A 19,225-nucleotide genomic window follows, 5' to 3' on the forward strand; every position below is an offset into this window, starting at 1 on the left:
AACATCGTGTCCAAATTAATTAATACGATCGTAACCTAAAATTCGATTTTCAAGCATGGATGCCAATTTATTATTGAAACCAGCCAAACCTTTCAGGTTAATTTCAGCCATAAAAGCACGTTTTGGTTTAACGCTAGAATCGCTTACATCATCTAAGTCGTTGTAGTAAGAACGTCCGTAGAGAGAAAGCCCCCAACAGCACGATTCATAATTCACGCCGAGTAAGTATTCACGCGCAACATTGTTGTCCATGTCATATTGAGCGTGACCCATAATACGCCAGTTGTTATGAATGGGTTGTATAAATGATGCAACAAACTGGTCATATTTATCTTGGCGGTTAGCAATTTCCTTGCGATAGAAATAACCTGCACTATAAATATTCCCTTGATCACCCATGTAATAAACTTGTACATCACGTTGAGCATTGTCTCCATTTGCCATCCAAGCCGAGTTGGCGCTTACACGATAATGTTGAGAAAGTTGGCTGGAAAGACTGACAATTGGGCCTGTATGTGACTCAGTATTTAACTCATCTGTTGTGCCATCTAAAGTGACTCGACGATCATCAAAATAGAAACTCTGACCTACACTCGCTTTTATGCGTTCTAAGCCAATATCATCAAATAAGCTATAACTTAAGCCCAACGATAAGAAATTATTATCTTCTAAACGGTCATGACCGTAGAAGCGTCGTGAACTAAACAATTGATCATAGTTGATTGAGGCGCTAATGGTATCGAAGTTTGGATAATTCGCTTGGTTTTCATAAGGCGAATATGCATAGAAGGCGCGTGGTGTAATCGTTTGTAAGTATTTTCCATCTTTCTCGAATGTTAAGCCAGTGTCCAAGCTAAATTGTGGAACAACGACAGATTTGTTTTGGTCGGCATTGCTTACACTTGTGGTCTGATTCTGCTGTGCAGTAATCGTGTCTTGGTCATAAAAAGTATTGATACTGCGTACCGACACTTCTGGAATAACAAACGACCAAGGATTGCGGTAATTGTAACGTACAGCAAAATCGTTATAGAACCTTGTGCCGCTTGGTTCTGAGGTTGCTGAGGTTGTACTGCCAATATTCTTTTTGAAATAAGCGGTGTCGTTATTAAATTCATACTGGAAACCTTGTGGATTTCCACCTTTGTAGGTGAGTAAGAATTGAGGTAAACGCGCGTAAGGACGCTTTTCATCGGAAACTGATTTATCTAAGGTCTGGAAATCTTCGACTTTTAACTGAGCCGTCAGACCTGGGATGCCGTTTTTGTAATTAAGCTCCCAAGCACGGCGTAAGTTCAGGTCAGTTTTGGTATTTGGATTGCTGTTTAGGTCGGTAAAGTAGTCTTTATCTGACGCATAGTTGTATTCAAGGTTGGTTGATAAGCTGTCGTTGATTTGCCATTTGTGGATAACGTGCAAATCTTTACGATCTTGATTTTTATAGCTCTCATCTGAAGGTAAATAGCCACCCCAAATTTTACCTTCACCAAAGTTTTCTGTTAAATAACGGAACTCAGCATCTATCATGGCGCCACGGTCGCTCATATAGCGTGGTGTCAGTGTGGCATCATAATTCGGTGCAAGGTTTAAATAAACAGGAACTGAAAACTCGATACCACCATCGTTGGTATAGCCAAAACCAGGAGTCAGAATTCCTGTAGTTCGACGGTCATCAATCGGAAAGTTGAAATATGGTACAGCTAAAACAGGAACATCCTTCACATATAACTTAGTGCCTTTGGTAACACCACGTCCAGTGTCTTGATTCAATTCAATTGTATTGGCTTGAATTTTCCAAGTTGGTTTTTGTTCCGGTGGGCAAGTGCTATAGGTGGCATTGCTTAATACGACAACATTTTCAGAGGTGCGAGCAATTTTGGCTGCATGACCATGTGCATGTTGTTCTTCGGCAATGTAGTAACTGTTATTTAAATCACCCTGTTGGGTTTTCAAATTGTAATTGATTTGGTCACTTTGCGCCAAAAGACCAGCTTGCGCCATTTGCACACGTCCTTGCGCATTGGCGAAAGTTTGTGTTTTATCAATGGTAATTTTATCGGCACGAATTTGACGTCCTTCTTGATCTATCAGAACATTACCTTCAAGAACAGAATCACCGTTCGGGTCATAATGGCCATAATCGGCCGTAACCACGGATGTTGCTTTGCTTGGATCAACCGCTGCTGTGTTTGAGGCAATTGGAGTGACCCAAGCTCCTTGACAATAAGCTGCACTTAGTGATTTCCCCTGGCGTTGCTGTGCTTCAGGTGCAGATTTGTCGACATAGTATTGTTCAAAAAAATGTTGCCCCGCATAGGCTTCATTTATACTTGCTTTCAGTTGTTCATTGGTTAGGGATGAAACAGTATTAGATGTATCTGCGTATGCCGTAATCGAGCTTCCGCATAAGAGGCTGAAAATAGCAGTCGCTAAAGGATTGAATTTAAACTGATGCTTCATTTGTATCATTAACCAAGTATGCTTAATCGCAATTAATTATTGTCGCATCATAGAGAAAAAGTTGATAAGTGGCTACACTTAGCACTTTAAAAACTCAGCCTGTATTAGAATTTATCGCAAATGAATACACAACGTGAACAATTGATACAAACATGGATTACATCTGTACTTGGTTCAGATCAATTTGAAATTAATTTTTTAGCAGGTGATGCCAGCTTCCGTCGTTATGCACGAATCAATTTGAATCATAAAACATTTATGTTGATGGATGCACCTCCTGAGAAAGAAGATTGTGTACCTTTTGTGTCGATTGATGAATTTTTTGATGCACATGGTGTACGTGTACCCCATATTGTGGCGAAAGATTTAGAGCAAGGTCTGTTGTTGCTTGAAGATTTTGGCGATGTGTTGTTATCAACTCAGTTAGATGAAAACACCGTCGATGCACATTATGAGCAAAGCTTTAAACAGTTGATTCAATTACAGTCAATTAATGGTGAGGGACATTTCCCCGCATATTCTTATGAAAAGTTAATGACTGAAATGTCGTTATTAACCGATTGGCTGCTGCCAAGTTTACAGATTCAACCCTCGGAAGAGGAATCTGCATTGATTAAAAGAACATTTGCGATTTTAGCTAATGCTGCTTTGGCCCAGCCACAAGTGATTGTACATCGTGATTTCCATAGTCGTAATCTCATGCTTTTGGCAGACGAGCAAGAGCAAGGTGTGATCGACTTTCAAGATGCGGTGATTGGTGCAGATACTTATGATCTAATTTCAATTACGCGTGATGCTTATGTACAGTGGGATCCTGTGCGCGTGTATGGTTGGTTTAAAGTGTTTTATGACTTATTGCCTGTTTCTGCGAAAGAAGGTCGTGACTTTGAGCAGTTTAAGCAAGATGCAGACCTAATGGCGATTCAGCGCCACATCAAGATTTTAGGCATTTTTGTACGTTTGTTTGAACGCGATGGAAAATCGGGGTATCTCAAAGATTTACCGCGAGTGATGTGGTATTTGCTGGAAGAAAGCAAGCCATATGCAGAATTACAACCATTTATGCAGTTCATTCGGGTTAAAGTTATGCCAAAATTTGAACAAAAATATGGCAAATACGAGGTCGTTGCTGCATGAAAGCCATGATTTTAGCTGCGGGATTGGGCAATCGGATGCGTCCCTTAACGCTGTATAAACCTAAGCCTTTACTCGAAGTTGGTGGTAAGCCACTGATTGTATGGCATATTGAAAAACTCAAAGAAATTGGTGTGACAGACATCGTGATCAATTCTGCATGGTTGGCTGATGTGTTGATTGGTGCATTAGGTGATGGCTCGCAATTTGGTGTAAATATTTTGTGGACACGCGAAGAAGAAGGTTTAGAAACAGCGGGTGGCATTATTAATGCATTGCCTTTATTGGGAACAGAACCTTTTATTCTAGTCAATGGTGATGTCTGGACGACCTTTGACTTTGCTTCATTACTGGAAATACAACTTGATCAGGATTTGGCGCATTTGGTCTTTGTGAAAAATCCCCCACAGCATTTACAGGGTGATTTCACATTGGTGAATGGACGAGCATATACTTTTGAACAAGCACAGCAAGGCGAAGATTTAACCTATAGTGGTGTGGCTGTTTTACATCCGCAGATGTTTGCAGGCTTGGAAAATGGTAAACGTCCTTTGGCGCCTTTATTGAAACAGGCGATGCTAGATGGTCGAGTTTCTGCAGAAAAAATGCATGCTTCGTGGGTTGATGTGGGCACGCCAGAGCGTTTAACTGCTCTAGATTTGCAGATTCGACAAGGCATGTATGCTTAAGTGAATATTCACTAAGCACAAGCCACTATGACTTCATGGATAAATCGGTATACTTCACCTAACATTTTCGAGACGTTAATTGTATATGCACATGTTTTTTCAAGAACTAAAGCAGGGTAGTCAAGCTTTAGGTTTAGAGCTCAGCGAAGAGACTTTAAATTTATTACTCAAATACCAAGACGCTTTAGTTCTTTGGAATAAGGCGTATAACTTGACAGCAATTCGTGATCCTAAAGAAATGCTGGTCAAGCATTTGCTTGATAGCCTCAGTATTTTAAAAGACTTGCCAGAAGGTCGTTTGCTCGATATTGGTACAGGTGGTGGTATGCCAGGCATGATCATTGCATTATGTCAGCCTGAACGTAATTGTGTGTTATTAGACTCGAACGGTAAAAAAATTCGTTTCTTAAAGCAGTTTATTGCAGACTTAAAATTAAAAAATGTGGTTGCTGTACAAACGCGTGTTGAAGATGAAGGTAGTATTCAAAATTTAGGAAAGTTTGATGTCATTACCAGTCGAGCATTTGCTTCACTGACTGACTTTGTAACTGCATCTAAGCCATATATGCATGAAAAGAGCATCATTGCATCAATGAAAGGCTTGATTCCTCAAGATGAAATTATCGCGTTAAAAGATGAATACAGTTGTGAAGTGATCGAGTTAAAAGTACCTCGATTAGATGAGCAACGCCATTTATTATTATTGAAACAGATTTAATTATTTTCGAAGGACTGGGGTTACCATGGCTCAAATTATTGCGATTGCGAACCAAAAAGGTGGCGTAGGAAAAACCACAACCGCAGTTAATTTGGCAGCATCATTAGCCGTGCTGAAAAAAAGAGTTTTACTTGTGGACATGGATTCACAGGGTAACGCCACAATGGGGTCAGGCATTCAAAAGAATGACCTATTATATTCAGTAACAGATGTGCTTTTGGGTGAAGTGCCGATTGAAACGGCAATTACCAAAGCTGAAGTGGGTTATAAAGTTCTTGGGGCAAACCGAGATTTGGCGGGTGTAGAGCTTGCAATTGCCGAGCAAGAAGGTCGTGAGTTCATTTTGCGTGATGCTTTACAAAGTATTGATCATGCATTTGATTATATTATTGTGGACTGTGCGCCAAGTTTAAGCTTAATTACAGTAAATGCATTAGCTGCCGTTCAAGGTGTGATTATTCCAATGCAATGTGAATATTATGCATTAGAAGGCTTGGCAGACTTAACTCAGACCATTGACCGTATTCAACAAGCTTTGAATCCGCAGTTAGAAGTTGTGGGTGTGTTACGCACCATGTATGACGGTCGTAATGCTTTAACCCGTGATGTATCAGCTGAATTAGAGCAGTATTTTGGTAAAAAGCTATATGACTGTGTAATTCCGCGTAATGTACGTCTGGCTGAAGCACCTGCTCACGGTTTACCGATTATTTATTTTGAAAAAAGTTCCAAGGGTGCAGTTGCCTATTTAAATTTAGCAGCTGAGATTTTAAAGAAAAGCAAAGTGAAGAAAGGAAGTAAAGCATGACCTTAAAAAAACGCGGACTTGCCAAAGGTCGTGGTTTGGATGCCTTACTTGGGTCAATCCAAAAAGAAAAACTACAACTTGAAGTGCAAGCATTAGATCATGGTCAGCTAAAACAAATTGATGTTAATTTGCTTAGACGTGGCGAATATCAACCGCGTCGATTTATTCAGGAAAATGATTTACAAGAATTAGCTGCATCCATTAAAAAACATGGCGTGATGCAACCAATTGTGATTCGTCCGATTGCCGATGAAGAGCACCCGTACGAAATTATTGCGGGTGAGCGTCGTTGGCGTGCAGCTCAATTGGCGGGATTGACTGAAATTCCAGCATTAGTTCGTGATTTGAATGATCAAGTCGCAATTGCTTTGGCGTTGATTGAAAATATTCAACGTCAAGATTTGAACCCAATTGATCAAGCGCTTGCTTTACAGCGTTTCCATGATGAATTTGGTTTAAGTCATCAAGAAATTGCGGACACTGTGGGTAAAGCACGTACCACAGTGAGTAATTTATTGCGTTTGCTGACACTGGCTGACTCTGTCAAAGATATGATGCAACAAGGTCAACTTGATATGGGGCATGCGCGAGCAATTCTGACTTTGAAGGCGAAAGAACAAATAAAAGTCGCAGAGTTGGTGATTGCTAAAAGCTTGTCGGTACGTCAAACAGAGCAACTTGTACGTGATTTGACTGCGCCAAAAACTGAAAAGGCGAAAACCGATGTTGCGCCAGATTTACAACAGCTCACACAGCGTTTAGCTGAACGTTTTAGTGCAGATGTAAAAATTGATCATAATAAGCAAGGGAAAGGCAAACTCGTAATTCATTATCATTCACTTGATGAGTTGGATGGTATTTTGAATATTTGTTTGGCTGATTAATATTTTAAAATTCTTGGGGAAGAATAATGTGGGAATTAGTAAAAGCTGGTGGATGGTTAATGATTCCACTGGTTTTGTGTTCCATTTTTACAGTGGCGATCACCATTGAGCGTTTTATTCGTTTGAAACGTTCAATGGTATTACCAAAAGAGTTGTTGTTGAGTGGTGGGCAGGATGTACATCACGTCGTCCAACAATTACAAAATAATCAAAATTTGCAGTTAAGTAGTCTAGGACGCATTTTAGTTTCTGGCTTAAATAGCCAAAAGCAAACAGAGCAATATGCACGTGCGCAAATGGAAGCAACAGCATCACAAGAAATTGGTTTTTTAGAAAAAAATATTAATTTCCTAGGCACTTTAAGTGCGGTTGCGCCACTCTTGGGATTATTGGGAACAGTTGTGGGGATTATTGAATCCTTTTTAGTCATTGATATGGGAAGTAACAGTAACCCAACCATGATGATTCCAGGGATTTCAAAAGCTTTAATTACCACAGCTGCGGGCATGTTGATCGCAATTCCAGCTTTATTTGCCTATCGTTATTTCCAGCGTTTGGTACAGGAATATGTGGCAGAATTAGAGCAGCAATCTACCTTATTTCATGCAGCACTTTACTACCAAAACTCTGCTGTTGAAGAGCAAGAACTTCGTAAAGCAGGCTAAGGTGAAATATGAAATTCAAGCGTAGGCAAGTTGAAGATATTCATATTAATTTGACACCAATGATTGACTGTTTATTGTTTATCTTGGTGTTTTTACTGTTATCGACCACATTTAATCAATTTAGTCGCATGAACCTGACTTTGCCCGATGCGCAAGGCGTTCCACCGAAGCAATACAATCAAAAGATTGAAGTGATTGTGGACTCTTCAGGGCACTATGCCGTGAATGGACAGGCGTTATCGAGCAAAGAAGTTGCTGATTTAAGTACTGCAATTAAACAGATTTCTAATGAGCGACGTGATTTAATGTTTGTGATTGCTGCTGATGCAAAAGCTACGCATCAAGATGTCATCCGTGTCATGGATGTTGCAGGGCAACTCGGTTTTGTGAATATTAATATCAGTACCAAAGTACCATCTCGAGGTTATTAGTGAATCAGGATTTCAAGGTCTATCTGCGTCTTCTGAGCTATCTGAAGCGATTTTGGGGCGTAGCGATTTTAATCGTCATTGGTTTTGCTATTAACGCAGCAACCGAAGTATCAATTGCCAAGTTGCTGGAAAAAATTATTACAGCCATTCAACATCGGGATCAGGGTTTTACCAACCTTATCCCGTTTTTGGTTGTGTTATTGATGTTCTTTCGAGGTGTAGGTTCCTTCATTGGTGGCTATTTTACGGCGGTTATTTCACGAAATTTAGTTTTTGATATTCGTCAGGAAGTGTTTGCCAAGCTATTACGTTTGCCTTCGCAATACTACTTAGACAATACCAGCGGACACATTACAGCCAAAATTATGTATAACGTGGAGCAGTTAACCGCTGCTTCATCTGAATCACTAAAGACCATTGTTCAGCAGGGCTTAATTACCTTGGGGTTGTTGGGATATTTGATTTATACCAACTGGCGCCTAACCTTAATTATTCTGATTTTCGCGCCACTAATTGGTTTGTTGATTCGTAAAGCATCAAAACGTATGCGTAAATTGTCATTACAAGTGCAAGACACGATGGGTGACGTTAACCATGTCGTACAAGAAACGGTCAATGGTAATGTGGTGGTGAAAGGTTTTGGTGGACAAGCTTATGAACAAGAGCGTTTTAAAGCGACATCTGTTGAAAACCTAAAACGTGGTTTGAAAATGGTTGTGGTACAGCAGTTGAACAGCCCAGTAGTGCAGTTCATTATGTCGATTGCCATGAGTATTATTATGTGGATTGCCTTGCGTCCTGAAATTTTGCGAGATACCACAGCAGGTGAATTCGTTGCCTATATTACTGCCGCAGGTATGTTAAGTAAGCCAATTAAAGCTTTAACCGATGTGAATGAAAAACTGCAACGTGGTATGGCGGCTGCGCATTCAGTTTTTGAATTAATTGATTTACCTGAAGAAAAAAATACGGGGACTTTAACACCAGTATTACAAGGTAATATCCAGTTTAAAGATGTTAACTTGGTTTATTCTGATGGTCATCATGCCATTCATGATTTTAATTTGCAGGTTAAAGCAGGTGAAACGGTTGCATTGGTTGGCCGTTCGGGCGCAGGTAAAACATCTTTAGTTAACTTGTTACCACGTTTTCAAGAGTTAAGTTCGGGTCAGCTATTGTTGGATCAATATCCAATTGATGACATCGAAGTGAATTGTTTGCGTTCGCAAATTGCGATGGTGAATCAGCAAGTTGTGTTATTTAACCGTACAGTGCGTGAAAATATTGCCTATGGTTTATTGCAAGATGCAACTGATGAGCAAGTGATTGCTGCTGCAAAAGCCGCTTATGCACATGATTTTATTATGGCGTTACCACAAGGTTATGATACACAACTTGGTGCGCAAGGCTTAAATTTATCGGGTGGGCAACGACAACGAATTGCAATTGCACGTGCGATTTTGAAAAATGCACCGATTTTAATTTTAGATGAAGCAACTAGTGCATTAGATAACGAATCGGAATACTTTATTCAGCGAGCGTTTGATTCAGCAATGCAAAACCGTACTACGATTGTTATTGCACATCGATTATCAACCATTGAGAATGCTGATCGAATTGTGGTGATGGATCAGGGGCGTATTGTTGAGCATGGCTCTCATGTAGAATTAATCGAAAAACGTGGTGCATACTTCCAGTTACATCAACGTAATTTTGAGGAAAATTAAGCATGTCGGTAGCACAACTTATTCAAAATGCTTGGAATAGACAAGCAAAGTGGTTAATTGTGCTACGTCCTTTGTCATGCTTGTATCATTTGGGTTTTTGGGTGAATCAAAAGCTTTATGAAAAAGGGATAAAAGCAGTTTACACAGCACCAGTGCCAGTCATGATTATTGGCAACATTACTGTGGGTGGAAGTGGAAAAACACCGCTCTTAATCCATTTGGTGAATTATCTACAGTCCCAAAATGTTCGCGTAGGAATTATTAGTCGCGGTTATGGTGGTAAAGGTCCATTCCCAGCATATGTAGGGTTGGATGCTACACCAGATCAAGTGGGTGACGAACCGTGTCTGATTGTACAGTCTACTGGCGCTGCGATGGCGGTGGGGTCAAATCGTCAACAAAGCATAGAGTTGTTGTTGGCTAAGCATGAGCTAGATCTCATCATCAGTGATGATGGTTTACAACATCACGCGCTTGCTCGACAACTCGAATGGATTGTACTAGATCGTAATCGTGGTTTAGGTAATGGAAAATTGTTGCCTGAAGGTTATTTACGTGAACCGAAAAGCCGTTTAAATACTGGAACAGTGATTGAACATGCTGCTCAGCCTGAAACAGAGCTGAATATGCATTTAGAAGTTGCAACACCTTACTTACTGAATGCCTATGAATCGCGAACATTTGATCCTAAACAAGATTTTTATGCCGTTGTAGGGATTGGCTTTCCGCAGCGTTTTTACCGTACGCTTGAGTCTTTAGGTGTACAACAGTTTCAGTGCCATGAATTTCCTGATCATTATGATTATGATCTAACAGATTTACAGTTTGAAGATACCAATCCGATTATTACTACGGAAAAAGATGCAGTTAAACTGCTGCCAATTTTAAAACATCATCCAGATTTTAATCGTGAAATTTGGGTAGTGCCCGTTGAAGCTGTACTTTCAAGTGCATGTTATCGTGTGCTTAATCAGCAACTGGCTGATTTAGGCATTTCAATTGAATAAGAGTAAATTATGAAGCATATCGTCATTCCTGCGCGTTTTTCCAGTTCAAGATTACCAGGTAAACCATTATTAGAAATTCATGGTCGTCCAATGATTTTACGTGTGGTTGATCAAGCAAAAAAAGTGCAAGGTTTCGATGATTTGTGTGTGGCCACAGACGATGTACGTATTGCTGAAGTGTGTCGTGCGGAAGGTGTAGATGTTGTACTGACTAGTGCAGACCATCCATCGGGTACAGATCGTTTAAGTGAAGTGGCACGTTTAAAAGGCTGGGATAAAGACGATATTATTGTGAATGTGCAGGGTGATGAGCCATTATTGCCTGCGACATTGGTGAAGCAGGTGGCGGAGCTTTTGGTTGCTCAACCAGATTGTTCAATGTCCACTTTGTGTGAGCCAATACATAGTCTAGATGAATTTCTGCGTGACAGCATCGTAAAGGTGGTTAAGTCTAAGTTTAATCAGGCACTTTATTTTAGTCGTGCGACTATTCCTTATGACAGAGATGGAGCTAAACTGAGTCATCCAGAGCTGCATCAACAAGCGTTTCGTCATTTAGGTTTATATGCCTATCGTGTTAGTTTATTGCAAGAATATGTCACTTGGGACATGGGTGTTTTAGAAAAACTAGAAAGTCTTGAGCAACTACGTGTATTGGAAAATGGACATCGTATTGCCATTGCTGTTGCAGAAGCGAATTTACCGCCAGGTGTAGATACGCAAGCGGACTTGGATCGTTTAAACAGCATGGATGTTGCACATTTTGAATAAGACTGATTGATGATGCTAACTGATATTCAACCGCAAATTTTTCCGTGGCAACAACATGTCTGGGATACCCTAACAGGGCGTTTCCCACAGTTAGGGCATGGATTATTGTTTTATGGCAAAAAAGGCTGTGGTAAAGAAGCATTTACCCAATATTTTTTGGCATGGATTTTGTGCCAACAACGTCAATTGCGTAATGCACCTTGTGGAGAGTGTGGTAGTTGTCAGTGGTTGAAATCGGATACACATCCGAATTATGTGTATATCTCGACGGATGAAGAAAATAAAAAGCAGAATGCTAAAATTAAAATTGAAAAAATTCGAGAATTATTGCCATTTGTGCAGCAAACCGTCGATGGTTGGCGAGTAATTGTGATTGATCCAGCCGAAGCCTTAAATACTGCTTCTGCAAATGCGTTGTTAAAAACTCTGGAAGAACCAGGTGATCGAGTTGTCATTATTTTGTTGGCGGAACATTATTTAAAACTACCGGCCACAATTCGTAGTCGATTGCAGCATTTTGCACTAGATCGTATCAGTACAGAACAAACTCAAGCATATTTGTCAGCACATCTTGCTTCTGAATTGACACCGGAGCAATTGCAGCTGTTGTTGAATCTGTCGAATGATATGCCCTTGCAAGCTTTAGAGTTGGCGCAAAGTCAATGGTTGAATTTACGTCAAGATTTTTTAAATGATTGGCAGAAGTTGGTACAGGATAAAAATATGCCTATGGCTATTGCGACCAAATGGCAGAAAGCCTTGCCCTTTGATGATTTTAGTCGCATGTTTGAATACTTGTTGGCTGACCTGATTTGTGTCAAGCTAAATCAACCAATAAAAAATATAGATTTGGAATTGGTGCAGCTTTCTGAGCAATATTCTTTAGAAACGCTTTTTAATTTGTATTCAGATTTACAACAGTCCAAACAGTTTATTGAGCAAAACGTACAAACAAATTTAGTACTCGATCAACTGTGTATAAAACTAATGAATGTTTAAAGGGGAAAACAATGCAACCACGTATGGGCGGTATTATTCAGGCAAATATTCCAGATAAGGAAACCTTGTACCAATCGTATATGCCTTATGTTGTAGGCGGCGGTTTATTCATTCCTTCAAAACAAGCAGTTAAGTTAGGTGATGAGGTTTTCGTACTCACGACATTACCAGAACAATCTCAGAAAATTCCCTTAACGGGTAAAGTGATTTGGATATCACAGAAACAAAATGGCATTAAACCACAAGGTTTTGGTATGCAATTATCGGGTGAAAAAGGGGTTTACTTCAAAACCGAAGCTGAAAAAATTCTGGCAGGCTTTAAAGCTGAAGGTCGTTATAGTTACACCATGTAAAGTGGTTGAGAAATAGGAAAAAATTGTGTTTGTAGATACTCATTGTCATTTAACTATGCTAGATCTAACTCCATATGATGGAAATTTGGATATGGCATTGGCACAAGCCCGCGAAGCGGGTGTAACCAAATTCATGGGTATCTCGGTCGATTTAGACGACCATATTGCTTTAGCGCAAATTGCAGCAAGACATGCTGATGTGGGTTATACCGTAGGTGTGCATCCATGTGAAGATGCGGCGACCATGGCGCGAGCAACAACTGAATATTTAGTTGAGTTAGCACAAGCAGAAAAGGTTTGGGCACTCGGTGAGACAGGATTGGATTATTTTCATAGTACCGACTTTGTTCAAGCACAAAAAGAATGTTTTGCTCGCCACATTCATGCTTCTCAAATTGTGAAAAAACCTGTTGTGGTACATACCCGTTCAGCGAAGCGTGACACAGTTGATATTGTTCGTGCAGAAAAATCAACACATGGTATTTTGCATTGTTTTACAGAAGACTGGCCGACAGCAAAAGCTGTTTTAGATTGTGGCTATTATATTTCTTTCTCAGGCATTATTTCTTTCAAAAATGCACAGGATTTAAGAGATGTTGCAAAACAAGTTCCTTTAGACCGCGTGCTGATTGAAACGGATAGTCCATATTTGGCACCTGTGCCTTATCGTGGTAAAACAAATGAGCCAAAATATGTGCCATATGTAGCCAAAGCCTTGGCTGATGTATATGATAAGTCGCTGGAAGAAATGGCATTGATTACCACACAAAATTTTGAAAACTTGCTGCAATTAAAGTAATAGATTGTGTGGCTTTAGACTGAATATAAGAATTGAAGAGAGTGTAGAGTGAAGATGGATCGTCAAGCTCAGTTTCGAGCAAGAGAAACTTTAATTTTTCAAGTGGCTGAGCAATTATTGCTAGAAAATGGTGAATCAGGCATGACACTCGATGCCTTGGCTGCTGAACTTGATTTAGCCAAAGGCACACTCTACAAACATTTTCAAAGCAAAGATGAGCTGTATATGCTGCTTATTATTCGTAATGAGCGAATGTTGCTAGAGATGATTATGGATTCGGGAAAAGCATTTCCTGAACACCTTGCATTTTTCATGCTTCATCATCTTCACCATCCTGAACGTACTGTCCTTTTTCATCAAATTGAAGAGCGCCTTTCAATTACGGGTCAAGGTATTCAGCACTTATTCAGTGAGTTATATAAAGTGCGACGTCATCGCTTGCGACTCATTATTAATATGACAGAAACCTATTTGGATTCGATTCAGAGTTTAATGTCTGTACGCGATTATCTGGCGTCAATTTGGTCACTGACTCATGGTGCTGCTGCGATTTTGAATTCTAGCTTCTATCAGCGCTATCTTGGCTCGCGTGATACTTTACGTGTTGCGTATATTGATCAAGCTCTTGCATTACCCAAACAAGTCAATTCGTAGACATTTAAATCATGAAATACCATCAATATGCTTCGAGTCGAGGTTTTACACTGATTGAGGTAATGGTGGTCATTGTGGTTGTCGCTATTGTGACATCATTAATCATGATGAATTTTGGTGGGATTGATCAGCGTAAAGCCATGCAAGCACGTGAAATTTTCATGATGAATCTGAAACGTATTGCTCGTGAGGCGAATGATCAATCGCTTGTTTTGGCTTTGAATGTACAACCAGCAACAGATGTAAACCCTTTTCGATATACCGTTGTTGAATATCATCCTGCACAAACTGAAGTAAATATGGTTGAGAATCAGCCCACGTGGACTGAGTATTCTGCTTTTAAAATACAGTCTTTACCTGAAGATGTTAGCTTTCAAATACAATCGACAGATTATCAATATGATAAGGCGCAGAATTCAACTTTATTAGATGCTAAGGCACCCCAGTTAATTTGGTTGGGTAATGGTGAAGTTAAACCTGTCAGAATACAATTTTATTTTGCGCAGCAACCGATTGGACCTGAAATTGAAATTGACCATTTAGGTAAAATGAATGAAATCTAAAGGGTTTACACTATTAGAAGTCATGGTGGCTTTGGCGATTTTTGCAACAGCAGCAATCGCATTGACCAAAGTTGCAATGCAATATACGCAAGCAACAGCACAAGCAATTTTACGAACGAAAGCTCAGTTTGTTGCACAGAATGAAATTGCTGAAATGCAAATTAAAGGTGAATGGTTGGATGGTACTCAATCCGAACAACTTTCCCAGCAGGGTGAGCATTGGCAAGTAGAGAAAAGTGCACAATCCACAATTAGCCCAGATGTGCAACGGGTAGAAATACAAGTACGGTTGTTTAATACAGAAACTGGTAAGGCGGAAGTGGGAGTTACCCATCTGGTCTTTTTTAATAATAGAACATAATTATGCACAAACGAGCTGGTTTTACTTTGGTCGAGCTGTTAGTTGCTATTGCAATTTTTGCAGTATTATCTGCTTTGGGGTGGAAAGTTTTTGATTATTTAATAAAAGTAAAAGAACGTAATGCTCAACATGAACAAAAACTGGCGAATTTACAACAAGCCTATCAGCAGATTTTAAAAGACAGTATTCAGATTGCACCATTGACCTCAAATATAAATGGTGAAATTGAACCTGCTTTGGTTTTGCAGAATGAACGTTTTGCTTTTAGTAAAATAGGGGTCACAGATCCGCTATTACAGGGTATTCCAGCAGAGGAACGTATCCAATATCAATATCAGGCAGATACACAACGATTAAATCGATTGCGTTCACGTGGTTTAAATGCAGCAACACAGATACAACCTGAGTCGAGTGTATTGCTTGAAAATGTTGAGCAGTTTCAGGTGAGAGTATTGAACCCGAATGAACTCACGACTTGGCCTGAATTTGCAGAACAGCAAGATGATTTGGTACAAAAAAAGAAACTACCAAAGGGAATAAAAATAAATTTAACGGTCAATGGTGTGGCCTATGAATGGGTATTTAATCTGCTGAATACAGATTATTTAGAGCAGAAACAAAAGAGTTAAAGTGCAGTCAATGTTCATTACTGCACACAATGGGATGTCAAATGAATAAGCAAAAAGGTATCGCATTAATCACGATATTGGTGATGGTGGCTTTAGCTACTATTTTGGCTGCAACGATCGGTCAACGTCAAAAGTTTACAGCAGATAATACAGCTTATTTGATGAGACAGAATCAATCATTGTGGTATGCAAAAAGTGCAGAAACTTTTTTTGCGGAAATGTTAAAAGAAGATGCTGAAAATGCAGGTGATGTGGACTATTTACAAGAAAACTGGGCAAAACCTATGCCTGCATTCCCTGTTGAAGATGGCTACGTGACTGGGCAACTCTATGACGAATCAGGTAAATTTAATCTGAATAATCTGGTAGATGATTCAGGACAAGTCAATGTGGCAGCAAAACAATGGTTTGAGCGATTACTTGTGAATGCGGGGTTAACAGCAGAATTAAGTGAAGCTGTGATTGATTGGCAAGATGCTGATAATGACAATATTGGGCCGATGGGAGCTGAAGAAGGCTATTATGGTGGGCTTAATAATGCGTATTTGCCAGCAAATACTAAATTTCATGCGGTAGATGAGTTAAAAATGGTTCGAGGGTTTGAAGGTGAAAATTACCTGAAAATTGCACCCTACGTCAGTACTATATCGGTGAAAGATGCCAAAGTGAATGTGAATACTGCACCTGCAATCGTATTGGCGAGTTTAGGTGAGCATTTAGATGTAAAAGCAGTCCAAGCTGCATTGGAAACCAAGCGACAGAATATGGAGCATTTTTCTAATTTAGAAGAGTTCTGGAAGTTAGAGCCTTTTAATCAGGTTAATTCGGATATACAGAGCTCAGTGCAAGGTCTACTTGGAGTCAAGTCGAGCTATTTTCGTGCCAAAATTGAAGTGATGCTCAGTGAAAGGAAGCGGAAGTTTCAGACATTTTTTTTGAGAGAAGATAAGAAAATTTCAGTATTAAGTCGTTCTCTTACTCCTGAATAAGTAAATCAGAATAGACCGATCATGATAAATGGGAAAATTAATGTGCTTTGGGTCACTTTTGTTCTATAATTAGCATTATTTCATTGATGACTGATACCATTAAGGCACATGTTAATTCGTAAGTTATTTAAGTTCGAGAATGCGCATATAGTGCGAAATTGCACATCAGATCGCTGCAAGCGTTCGATTCATGGGCATAGCTATAAAGTTGAATTATTACTTAAAGCTTCGAAGTTGGATCATGGTCAAATGGTATATGACTTTGGTTTACTTAAAGGTTTAATCAAAGATATTTTTGACAGTTTCGATCATGCGATTTGTTTTTGGCAACATGATGACTTGGAATATATTCAAGCATGTCAAAAATTTAGTGCACGTTGGGTCTCATTACCAGTTTCGCCATCAGCAGAACAGTTTTCCAGAATATTTTTCTTTTTAGCACAGCAAATTTTAGCATCGACTGAAACACAAAATGGTGAAGGTGATGTTGAAGTTTATTCAGTAATTGTGCATGAAACTGATACAGGTTATGCACAAAGCTTTATAGAAGATATTGAAAATGAGCAAATGGGAATTTTACGCCTAGACGAAATTATATTTTCTGAGCAAGTACAATCAGAATGGACTGATCCATTCATGTACGACAAGCTGAAACAAGGCTTTAAATTCCAAAATCCAAGTGTGGATTTACAAGTAAAAATTTAATTTAAAAACTAAGAAAGAATTCAAAGGGATTAGGAAATAAGCATGTCTTATACCGATCAACAACTCTACAAGTTGGACAAAGTTCAGCTTGAAGCCAGTTGGAAATATGGACTCAGTGATTTCTTACTCAGCCCAAAAATGGATGAGTTAAGAGATTTTTTGGTGTCAGAAAAACAAGCGCAGAAAGAAATTTATCCACCGAATAGCTTGATTTTTAATGCGTTTAATATGACACCTTTAGAGCAAGTCAAGGTGGTGATTTTGGGGCAAGACCCATATCATGGACCAAATCAGGCGCATGGCTTAAGTTTTTCTGTGCAAAGAGGTGTTGCATTACCTCCATCCTTACGTAATATTTTTCATGAGTTACATGCGGATGTTGGTGTAGAAATTCCTCGGCATGGTGATTTAACCCGTTGGGCGGAACAAGGGGTGCTCTTGTTAAACAGTGTACTTACCGTTGAAGCAGGTCAGCCGACTTCACATCAAAAGCGTGGTTGGGAAAATTTTACCGATCATGTTATTGATGTATTAAATGAACAACGTGAACACATCGTATTTATTCTTTGGGGCGCATATGCTCAACGTAAAGGGCAAAGAATAGATCCAAATAAGCACCTCATTTTAAAAGCAGCACATCCATCTCCGTTGGCTGCAAATCGTGGTGGTTTTTTTGGATGCAAAGTTTTTTCGAAAACAAATAATTATCTCAAACATAATGGCATTGAGCCTATAAATTGGCAGCTGGACGCATGACACATTCTCCCGTAGTAAAAAATTATCATCCTGACATCCTCGTACAAGAAGCGATTAATGGCTGGCGTATTGTGCGTTTGAATCGCCCAAAGTCATTACATGCTTTAGATGAATCAATCGTCACGGCATTATTGGAAGTATTTCAAGATTTCCATCATGACGATCAAGTAAAAGCTATTTGGTTGGATTCAACCACACCAAAAGCATTTTGTGCGGGTGGTGATGTACGTAAATTGCGTCAGTTGGTCATTAATTCTGAAGTTGCTGCTGCAAATAAATTCTTTGAACAAGAATATGCGCTTGACTTGCTTTTACATAACTATGCAAAGCCTGTATTAGTTTGGGGTGAAGGCTATGTCATGGGTGGTGGCTTAGGATTGTTTATGGCTGCTCCATTCCGTATGGTGACACCATACTCACGTTTAGCCATGCCTGAAATTAATATTGGTTTATATCCTGATGTTGGGGCTACACGTTTCTTGGCAGATCGTGGGGCGATTGGATTATTTACTGGTTTGACTGGTTCGATTATGACGGCTGCTGGTGCTTATAGTATTGGTTGGGCGACGCATATTTGTGATGCACATCGTGATAAAGTGCTAGATAAGCTCATCAATATTGATTGGGGACATTACCCAGCAGGTGATTTTCGTGCAATTGATGACACTTTGAATAGTCTACATAGACCTGTTGGACCCGGGCCATTACAAAACTCTCTGGATGTGATTCAAAGTGTTTGTCGTGGTGTGAATTTTGAACATGATTATGAATCAATCATAGGTTTACGTGATGCGCGTAGCGATTGGTTGCGTCAAGCCAGTGAAAATTTACAAAAAGGGTCGCCTGCAACTGCTGCACTCACTTGGCTATTATGGCAATGGGGTAAGCAGATTCACTCTTGGAATGAAGTATTTGAATTAGAAACGCAAATTTCTGATTGGAAAATTCGCCATGCAGACTTTGTGGAAGGTGTACGTGCACGTTTGGTAGATAAAGATTTAGCACCTGAATGGACAAAAGGAACAGATTTGTCCCTAAAAGGAATTTTATCTGCAAACCCGCCTGTAACAACGATTGAAAGTTGGAATCAATTGCTGAAACAGTATGGTGTGATTGCCTAATT

22 protein-coding genes are annotated in these 19,225 nt (G+C 39.6%); 21 read left to right on the forward strand and 1 reads right to left on the reverse strand.

The genetic code is table 11. The annotated features are described in order from the left end of the window. Positions 1 to 15: 15 nt before the first annotated feature. Positions 16 to 2,460: an LPS-assembly protein LptD gene (locus I593_RS11115; protein ID WP_016167668.1), complete on the reverse strand. Its 2,445-nt coding sequence runs from the start codon at positions 2,458 to 2,460 to the stop codon at positions 16 to 18. A 120-nt stretch (positions 2,461 to 2,580) separates the two neighbouring features. Between I593_RS11115 and I593_RS11120 the strand changes: the two genes are divergently transcribed. The 21 genes from I593_RS11120 (at position 2,581) to I593_RS11220 (ending at position 19,223) form a co-directional block, all read left to right on the forward strand. Further along, positions 2,581 to 3,597 carry an aminoglycoside phosphotransferase family protein gene (locus tag I593_RS11120; protein ID WP_016167669.1) on the forward strand — a complete coding sequence of 339 codons (1,017 nt, stop codon included), beginning with the start codon at positions 2,581 to 2,583 and terminating at the stop codon, positions 3,595 to 3,597. Next, on the forward strand, positions 3,594 to 4,283 hold the full coding sequence (gene murU, locus I593_RS11125) for an N-acetylmuramate alpha-1-phosphate uridylyltransferase MurU (protein ID WP_016167670.1): 690 nt from the start codon (positions 3,594 to 3,596) through the stop codon (positions 4,281 to 4,283). Before I593_RS11120 ends, murU begins: the two co-directional genes overlap by 4 nt. An 85-nt stretch (positions 4,284 to 4,368) precedes the next feature. Further along, positions 4,369 to 5,001 (forward strand): 16S rRNA (guanine(527)-N(7))-methyltransferase RsmG, encoded by a 633-nt coding sequence (gene rsmG / locus I593_RS11130; RefSeq protein ID WP_026441037.1) that lies wholly within the window; start codon positions 4,369 to 4,371, stop codon positions 4,999 to 5,001. Between the two features lie 25 nt (positions 5,002 to 5,026). Continuing rightward, the gene (locus I593_RS11135; protein WP_016167672.1) at positions 5,027 to 5,809 is read left to right on the forward strand and encodes a ParA family protein; all 783 of its coding nucleotides are present in this window, start codon (positions 5,027 to 5,029) and stop codon (positions 5,807 to 5,809) included. After that, on the forward strand, positions 5,806 to 6,693 hold the full coding sequence (locus I593_RS11140) for a ParB/RepB/Spo0J family partition protein (protein WP_016167673.1): 888 nt from the start codon (positions 5,806 to 5,808) through the stop codon (positions 6,691 to 6,693). The genes I593_RS11135 and I593_RS11140 overlap by 4 nt, the downstream gene beginning before the upstream one ends. A gap of 26 nt (positions 6,694 to 6,719) precedes the next feature. Continuing rightward, entirely contained in the window at positions 6,720 to 7,358 is a 639-nt protein-coding gene (locus I593_RS11145) for a MotA/TolQ/ExbB proton channel family protein (protein ID WP_016167674.1), read from the forward strand. A gap of 8 nt (positions 7,359 to 7,366) precedes the next feature. Next, a complete protein-coding gene (locus tag I593_RS11150; protein WP_016167675.1) occupies positions 7,367 to 7,789 on the forward strand; it encodes an ExbD/TolR family protein in 423 nt (140 codons plus the stop codon). Beyond that, on the forward strand, positions 7,789 to 9,516 hold the full coding sequence (gene msbA, locus I593_RS11155; protein ID WP_016167676.1) for a lipid A export permease/ATP-binding protein MsbA: 1,728 nt from the start codon (positions 7,789 to 7,791) through the stop codon (positions 9,514 to 9,516). Before I593_RS11150 ends, msbA begins: the two co-directional genes overlap by 1 nt. A 2-nt stretch (positions 9,517 to 9,518) precedes the next feature. After that, positions 9,519 to 10,523, forward strand: coding sequence for a tetraacyldisaccharide 4'-kinase (gene lpxK, locus I593_RS11160; RefSeq protein ID WP_016167677.1), 1,005 nt, complete (start codon positions 9,519 to 9,521; stop codon positions 10,521 to 10,523). A gap of 9 nt (positions 10,524 to 10,532) precedes the next feature. Further along, positions 10,533 to 11,294: a 3-deoxy-manno-octulosonate cytidylyltransferase gene (gene kdsB, locus I593_RS11165; protein ID WP_016167678.1), complete on the forward strand. Its 762-nt coding sequence runs from the start codon at positions 10,533 to 10,535 to the stop codon at positions 11,292 to 11,294. 12 nt (positions 11,295 to 11,306) lie between these two features. Beyond that, entirely contained in the window at positions 11,307 to 12,293 is a 987-nt protein-coding gene (locus I593_RS11170; protein WP_016167679.1) for a DNA polymerase III subunit delta', read from the forward strand. 11 nt (positions 12,294 to 12,304) lie between these two features. Beyond that, positions 12,305 to 12,646, forward strand: coding sequence for a PilZ domain-containing protein (locus tag I593_RS11175; RefSeq protein ID WP_016167680.1), 342 nt, complete (start codon positions 12,305 to 12,307; stop codon positions 12,644 to 12,646). A gap of 25 nt (positions 12,647 to 12,671) precedes the next feature. Then, positions 12,672 to 13,445, forward strand: a complete 774-nt coding sequence (locus I593_RS11180; RefSeq protein WP_016167681.1) for a TatD family hydrolase — start codon at positions 12,672 to 12,674, stop codon at positions 13,443 to 13,445. Between the two features lie 54 nt (positions 13,446 to 13,499). Further along, positions 13,500 to 14,099: a TetR/AcrR family transcriptional regulator gene (locus I593_RS11185; protein ID WP_016167682.1), complete on the forward strand. Its 600-nt coding sequence runs from the start codon at positions 13,500 to 13,502 to the stop codon at positions 14,097 to 14,099. Positions 14,100 to 14,110: 11 nt separating this feature from the next. Beyond that, a complete protein-coding gene (locus tag I593_RS11190; protein WP_016167683.1) occupies positions 14,111 to 14,662 on the forward strand; it encodes a prepilin-type N-terminal cleavage/methylation domain-containing protein in 552 nt (183 codons plus the stop codon). Further along, positions 14,652 to 15,023 carry a type II secretion system minor pseudopilin GspI gene (gene gspI / locus I593_RS11195; protein WP_016167684.1) on the forward strand — a complete coding sequence of 124 codons (372 nt, stop codon included), beginning with the start codon at positions 14,652 to 14,654 and terminating at the stop codon, positions 15,021 to 15,023. Before I593_RS11190 ends, gspI begins: the two co-directional genes overlap by 11 nt. 2 nt (positions 15,024 to 15,025) lie before the next feature. Beyond that, positions 15,026 to 15,652, forward strand: a complete 627-nt coding sequence (gene gspJ, locus I593_RS11200; RefSeq protein WP_016167685.1) for a type II secretion system minor pseudopilin GspJ — start codon at positions 15,026 to 15,028, stop codon at positions 15,650 to 15,652. Between the two features lie 41 nt (positions 15,653 to 15,693). Next, on the forward strand, positions 15,694 to 16,641 hold the full coding sequence (gene gspK / locus I593_RS11205; RefSeq protein WP_016167686.1) for a type II secretion system minor pseudopilin GspK: 948 nt from the start codon (positions 15,694 to 15,696) through the stop codon (positions 16,639 to 16,641). A gap of 108 nt (positions 16,642 to 16,749) precedes the next feature. Next, on the forward strand, positions 16,750 to 17,346 hold the full coding sequence (locus I593_RS11210) for a 6-pyruvoyl trahydropterin synthase family protein (protein WP_016167687.1): 597 nt from the start codon (positions 16,750 to 16,752) through the stop codon (positions 17,344 to 17,346). A gap of 42 nt (positions 17,347 to 17,388) precedes the next feature. Further along, positions 17,389 to 18,102: a uracil-DNA glycosylase gene (ung, locus tag I593_RS11215; protein ID WP_016167688.1), complete on the forward strand. Its 714-nt coding sequence runs from the start codon at positions 17,389 to 17,391 to the stop codon at positions 18,100 to 18,102. Continuing rightward, positions 18,099 to 19,223 carry an enoyl-CoA hydratase/isomerase family protein gene (locus I593_RS11220; protein ID WP_016167689.1) on the forward strand — a complete coding sequence of 375 codons (1,125 nt, stop codon included), beginning with the start codon at positions 18,099 to 18,101 and terminating at the stop codon, positions 19,221 to 19,223. Before ung ends, I593_RS11220 begins: the two co-directional genes overlap by 4 nt. The last annotated feature ends 2 nt before the right edge of the window (positions 19,224 to 19,225 follow it).

Origin of the sequence: Acinetobacter tandoii DSM 14970 = CIP 107469 (genome assembly GCF_000400735.1) — a bacterium.
In the GTDB taxonomy this organism is placed as follows: Bacteria; Pseudomonadota; Gammaproteobacteria; order Pseudomonadales; family Moraxellaceae; genus Acinetobacter; species Acinetobacter tandoii.